At 71.3% G+C, this 6,000-nt stretch carries 4 protein-coding genes; all 4 read right to left on the reverse strand.

From position 1 onward, the window contains the following. Positions 1 to 12 precede the first annotated feature (12 nt). On the reverse strand, positions 13 to 1,620 hold the full coding sequence (gene cimA, locus V7793_RS31835; RefSeq protein WP_336013146.1) for a citramalate synthase: 1,608 nt from the start codon (positions 1,618 to 1,620) through the stop codon (positions 13 to 15). A gap of 283 nt (positions 1,621 to 1,903) precedes the next feature. Next, on the reverse strand, positions 1,904 to 3,253 hold the full coding sequence (locus V7793_RS31840) for an MFS transporter (protein WP_336013148.1): 1,350 nt from the start codon (positions 3,251 to 3,253) through the stop codon (positions 1,904 to 1,906). 166 nt (positions 3,254 to 3,419) lie between these two features. Continuing rightward, positions 3,420 to 4,523 carry a branched-chain amino acid aminotransferase gene (locus V7793_RS31845; RefSeq protein WP_336013150.1) on the reverse strand — a complete coding sequence of 368 codons (1,104 nt, stop codon included), beginning with the start codon at positions 4,521 to 4,523 and terminating at the stop codon, positions 3,420 to 3,422. 194 nt (positions 4,524 to 4,717) lie between these two features. After that, positions 4,718 to 5,761 carry a 3-isopropylmalate dehydrogenase gene (locus V7793_RS31850; protein ID WP_336013152.1) on the reverse strand — a complete coding sequence of 348 codons (1,044 nt, stop codon included), beginning with the start codon at positions 5,759 to 5,761 and terminating at the stop codon, positions 4,718 to 4,720. Positions 5,762 to 6,000: the final 239 nt, after the last annotated feature.

Raw genomic sequence — 6,000 nt, forward strand, 5'->3', positions numbered from 1 at the left:
CCCGCCCGTGGCTCACTCCAGCGGCTCGACGCCCGCCCGCAGCAGCCCGTACGCGTAGGCGTCGTCGAGCGCCTGCCACGAAGCGGCGATGACGTTCTCGGCGACGCCGACCGTCGACCACTCGCCGCGCTCGTCGCTCGTGGAGACCAGGACGCGGGTGATCGACCCCGTGCCGCGGCCGCCCTCCAGGATGCGCACCTTGTAGTCGGTCAGCTTGAGCGCGGCCAGCTGCGGATAGATGCGCTCCAGGGCGACGCGCAGCGCCCGGTCCAGGGCGTCGACGGGGCCGTTGCCCTCGGCCGTGGCGACGATGCGCTCGCCCTTGGCCCACAGCTTCACGGTGGCCTCGTTGGCGTGGATGCCGTCCGGCCGGTCCTCGGCGATGGCACGCCAGGACTCCACGCGGTAGTAGCGCCGGGCGCGCCCCTCGGCCTCCTCGCGCAGCAGCAGCTCGAAGGAGGCGTCGGCCGCCTCGTAGGTGTAGCCCGCCAGTTCGCGCTCCTTGACCCGCCCCACGACGCGGCCGATCAGCTCCCGGTCGCCGCCGAGGTCGACGCCCAGCTCCTTGCCCTTGAGCTCGATGGAGGCGCGGCCGGCCATGTCGGAGACCAGCATGCGCATGGTGTTGCCGACCCGCTCGGGGTCGATGTGCTGGTACAGGTCCGGGTCGACCTTGATCGCGGAGGCGTGCAGGCCGGCCTTGTGCGCGAACGCCGAGACGCCCACGTAGGGCTGGTGCGTGGACGGCGTGAGGTTGACGACCTCGGCGATGGCGTGCGAGATGCGCGTCATCTCGGCCAGCGCCCCCGCGGGCAGCACCCGGCGGCCGTACTTGAGCTCCAGGGCGGCGACGACGGGGAAGAGGTTGGCGTTGCCGACGCGCTCGCCGTAGCCGTTGGCGGTGCACTGCACATGCGTGGCGCCGGCGTCCACGGCGGCGAGGGTGTTGGCGACCGCGCAGCCGGTGTCGTCCTGAGCGTGGATGCCGAGGCGCGCGCCGGTCGCCTCGATGACCTCCCGCACGGTGGCGCCGACCTGGGCGGGGAGCATGCCGCCGTTGGTGTCGCACAGCACCACGACGTCGGCGCCCGCCTCGTGCGCGGTGCGGACGACCTGGAGGGCGTACTCCGGGTTGGCCCGGTGGCCGTCGAAGAAGTGCTCGCAGTCGACGAAGACGCGGCGGCCGTGCCCGCGCAGGTACGAGACGGTGTCCCGCACCATGGCGAGGTTCTCGTCGAGGGTGGTGCGCAGGGCGAGTTCGACGTGCCGGTCGTGGGACTTGGCGACGAGGGTGATCACCGGGGCGCCGGAGTCGAGCAGCGCGGCGACCTGCGGGTCGTCCTCGGCCCGCACGCCCGCCTTGCGCGTCGCGCCGAAGGCGACGAGCTGTGCGTGGCGGAAGGCGATCTCCTCCCGGGCGCGCTGGAAGAACTCGGTGTCGCGGGGGTTGGCGCCCGGCCAGCCGCCCTCGATGAAGCCGACGCCGAAGTCGTCCAGGTGCCGGGCGATGGTCAGCTTGTCCGCGACGGTGAGGTTGATGCCCTCGCGCTGCGCGCCGTCGCGCAGGGTGGTGTCGAAGACGTGAAAGCGATCGTCGGGGCCGTCGGTTGCGTCCGTCATGCTGCTCTGACTCCTGTGAGGATGTCGGTCTACCGGAATTACCCGTTCCACCGTCCCCATGCTCACCCTCGCCCTGCGTCCTCCGGCGTGGGGTGGTCCGGAAAACGCAAAAACCTCTCGCGGGTGCGAGAGGTCTGCGCGCGGGTCTGGGACGACGGTGTCCGCTCCGTACGGGGTGGTACGGGGCGGTCACTGCGGACCGGCGCGCCTGCTGCCAATAATCATGGCGAACGGGAGCATAGGTGCATCCTGGCACACGCCGGGTCCGCGGTGCGGGCGGGTCTCAGGATGCGGGCACCTTGCCCGCCTCCGGCTCGCCCTGGGGCGCGCCGGCCCCCACCCGCTTGAGGTCGATGTCGCGCGTCTCCCGCATCGTCAGGTAGACGACCAGCGACACCGCGGCGCAGCCCGCCACGTACCAGTAGAAGCCCGACTCGATGCCGCCCTTCTTGAACCACAGGGCCACGTACTCGGCCGTGCCGCCGAAGAGCGCGTTGGCGATCGCGTACGGCAGGGCGACACCCAGCGACCGGATGCCCGTCGGGAACAGCTCGGCCTTCACGCAGGCGTTGATCGAGGTGTAGCCGGTGACGACGACCAGGGCGAGCAGGGACAGTCCGAGGGCCGGCCAGAACGAGCCGGCGTGCTTGAGCAGCGTCATGATCGGCACGGTCAGGAAGGTCGAGCCCACCGCGAAGGTGATCAGCAGGGGGCGGCGGCCGATGCGGTCGGAGAGGGCGCCCGCGAGGGGCTGCAGACAGGCGAAGACGATCAGCGCGCAGAAGCTGACGAGGGTGGCGGTCTGCTTGGGCAGGCCCGCGCTGTTGGAGAGGTACTTCGTCAGGTAGGTGGTGTACGTGTAGTACGCGACGGTGCCGCCCATGGTGAGGGCGATGACGAGGAAGGCCTCGCGCTTGTGCCGCATGAGGGCGCGGATGGTGCCGCGCTCCGCCGCCTGCGCGGCGCTCTCCCCGGCTCCTTCCCCGGCGGTCTCCGCCGTGGCCTCCGTGTACGCCTCCGTCTCCAGCATGTTGCGCCGGAGGTAGAAGATGACGGCCGCCCCGAGCGCGCCCACGATGAAGGGGATGCGCCAGCCCCAGCTGTGCAGCTCGCTGCTGGAGAGCGTGTGCTGCAGCACGATCTGCAGCCCCAGGCCGAGGATCTGCCCCGCCGTCATGGAGACGTACTGGAAGCTGGAGGCGAAGCCGCGGCGGCCCGGCGGGGAGGCCTCCGTCAGGTATGTGGCGCTGGCCGCGTACTCCCCTCCGACCGACAGGCCCTGCAGCAGCCGGGCGACGAGGAGGACGGCGACGCCGCCGTAGCCGGCGACCGCGTAGGTCGGGGCGACCGCGATGAGCACGGCGGAGGCGGACATCAGAGTGACGGTCGTCGTGAGCGCCGCCTTGCGGCCCTTGCGGTCGCCGATCCGGCCGAGCAGCCAGCCGCCCACGGGGCGCATGAAGAAGCCGACGGCGAAGATGCCGGCGGTGTTCATCAGCTTCGCGGTGTCGTTGCCCGCGGGGAAGAAGGCGCCCGCGAAGTACGTCGCGAACGACGCGTAGACGAACCAGTCGAACCACTCGACCATGTTGCCGGCCGAACCGACCCAGATCTTCTTCCAGTGCTGTCCCATGGTCGATCACGGTGGCGGAACGCACGGGGCCGGACAAGGGTCCGGGCGGCAACGATCATGAGTACTTGCGTGCGTTGCGTTCACGGTGCGGGACGCGCCGGCCGACGCGTCCGGCCCCGTACGGGTGTCCGTACGGGGCCGGGGTACGGGCGGCTGCGAGCGGGCCTCAGCCCAGGGGGTGCATCCAGCCGTGGGTGTCCTCGGCGGCGCCGGTCTGGATGTCGAGGAGCGCCTTGCGGAGCTGCATCGTGACCTCGCCCGGCCGGCCGTCGCCGACCGTCCAGCCGGCACGGGCCGACTTCACGGTGCCGACCGGGGTGATGACGGCGGCGGTGCCGCAGGCGAAGACCTCGGTGAGGGTGCCGTCGGCGCAGCCGTTCTTCCAGTCGTCCACGGAGATGCGGCCCTCGGCGACCTCGTAGCCGAGGTCGGCGGCGATCGTCATCAGCGAGGCACGGGTGATGCCGGGGAGGAGCGAGCCGGTGAGCTCGGGGGTGACGATCTTCGGCTTCTGATCGGACGCTGCCCCGTACACGAAGTACAGGTTCATGCCGCCCATTTCCTCGATCCAGCGGCGCTCGATGGCGTCCAGCCAGACGACCTGGTCGCAGCCGTGCTCCATGGCCTGGGCCTGGGCGACGAGGGAGGCCGCGTAGTTGCCGCCGGCCTTGGCGGCGCCGGTGCCGCCGGGGCACGCGCGCACGTACTCCTCGCTCAGCCACACCGAGACCGGCTTCACACCGCCCGGGAAGTAGGCGCCGGCGGGCGAGGCGATGACCACGAACATGTACTCGTTGGCCGGGCGGACGCCCAGGCCCACCTCGGTCGCGAACATGAACGGGCGCAGGTACAGCGAGGCCTCGCCGGAACCGGGCACCCAGGCGTTGTCCTGCTTCACCAGGGCGTCGCACGCCTCGATGAAGGTCTCGACGGGCAGTTCGGGCATGGCCAGGCGGCGGGCGGAGGCCTGCAGGCGGCGGGCGTTCTCCTCCGGCCGGAAGATGGCCACGGAGCCGTCGGGCTGGCGGTACGCCTTGGCGCCCTCGAAGATCGTCTGCGCGTAGTGCAGCGTCATGTTCGCCGGGTCGATCGACAGCGGCGCGTACGGAACGAGCTGGCCGTCGTGCCAGCCCCGGCCTTCCGTCCACTTGATCGTGACCATGTGGTCGGTGAAGTGGCGGCCGAAGCCGGGGTTGGCCAGGATCTGCTCCCGCTCCGCGTCCGACAGCGGGTGCGAAGAGGGCTTGAGCTCGATCGTGGGCGTCGTCATGAGTGCGTGTCCTTCACCTTTGTGTGTGGCGGACCGCGAGCTCGCCCCGTCCCTGACGGTGTCAGGGCATCCGAGCTTCCCCTCATGCCGCGGCCCCACGTTCGATTATCGCTCGTGGGGCCGTGGACGGAAAACGTGCGCGCGGCCCGGGTCGATGGTCGCACCCCACCGCGCGCTGAGTCAGCGGCTGGGGGCTAGCCGGCTACGCGCCGGGCGAGGGCGTCTCCGGTCTCGTCCGTCGAGCGCGGCGCGGCGCCCTCGCGCTCGGCCAGGTCCTCGGCGACCGCCGCCTCGATACGGGCGGCCTCGGCCTCGTGGCCGAGGTGGCGCAGCAGCAGGGCGACGGAGAGCACCGTGGCCGTCGGGTCGGCCTTGCCGGTGCCCGCGATGTCGGGCGCGGAGCCGTGGACGGGCTCGAACATGGACGGGAACGCGCCGTCGGGGTTGATGTTGCCCGAGGCGGCGAGGCCGATGCCGCCGGTCACCGCCGCGGCGAGGTCGGTGAGGATGTCGCCGAAGAGGTTGTCCGTGACGATCACGTCGAACCGCTCGGGCTGCGTGACCATGAAGATGGTCGCCGCGTCCACGTGCAGGTAGTCGGTGGTGACCTCGGGGTACTCCCGGCCCACCCGGTCGAAGGTGCTCTTCCACAGCTGTCCGGCGTAGACGAGGACGTTGTTCTTGTGGACGAGGGTCAGCTTCTTGCGGGAGCGGGCCTGGGCCCGCTCGTAGGCGTCGCGCACCACGCGCTCCACGCCCAGGGCGGTGTTGACGCTGACCTCGGTGGCGACCTCGGCGGGGGTGCCGGTGCGCAGGGAGCCGCCGTTGCCGGTGTACGGGCCCTCGGTGCCCTCGCGGACGACGACGAAGTCGATGTCGGGGCGGCCGGCCAGCGGGGTGGCCGTGTGCGGGAAGAGCTTCGAGGGCCGCAGGTTCACGTAGTGGTCGAAGGCGAACCGCAGCTTGAGCAGCAGACCGCGCTCCAGGACGCCGGCGGGCACGGAGGGGTCGCCGATCGCCCCGAGCAGGATCGCGTCGTGGCCCTTGAGGGACTCGAGCGTGGCGTCGGGCAGGACCTCGCCGGTCGCGTGGTAGCGCCGGGCACCGAGGTCGTACTCCTCGGTCTCCAGCTTCACGTCGGAGGGGAGGACCGCCGAGAGCACCTTGAGGCCCTGGGCCACGACTTCCCGGCCGATTCCGTCACCGGGGATCACTGCGAGGCGAATGCTGCGAGACATACCGGGACCGTACTCTCCCGTCCCGCTGGATGACACACGCCGTCCACCATGCGGACGGATTGCGCTCCAGTCAGGTCACGTTCACCCAAAGACCGCAACGAACTTGCCGCTTCCTGGCACGTTGCCGTCATGGACACACCACGCGTAGGGATCCCCGAGCACCTCGCGGGCCGCATGACGATGGCCGAGCAGCACGCCTACCTGCGGGCCCGGCTCTCCCGGCCCCTCACCCGGCGCGG

Origin of the sequence: Streptomyces sp. KLMMK, assembly GCF_036961605.1 — a bacterium.
In the GTDB taxonomy this organism is placed as follows: domain Bacteria; phylum Actinomycetota; class Actinomycetes; order Streptomycetales; family Streptomycetaceae; genus Streptomyces; species Streptomyces telluris.

What these genes read in the sequence shown, in the direction of transcription:
- cimA (WP_336013146.1), bottom strand. Translation starts at nt 1,620, where the DNA reads ATGACGGACGCAACCGACGGCCCCGACGATCGCTTTCACGTCTTCGAC.
- V7793_RS31840 (WP_336013148.1), bottom strand. Translation starts at nt 3,253, where the DNA reads ATGGGACAGCACTGGAAGAAGATCTGGGTCGGTTCGGCCGGCAACATG.
- V7793_RS31845 (WP_336013150.1), bottom strand. Translation starts at nt 4,523, where the DNA reads ATGACGACGCCCACGATCGAGCTCAAGCCCTCTTCGCACCCGCTGTCG.
- V7793_RS31850 (WP_336013152.1), bottom strand. Translation starts at nt 5,761, where the DNA reads ATGTCTCGCAGCATTCGCCTCGCAGTGATCCCCGGTGACGGAATCGGC.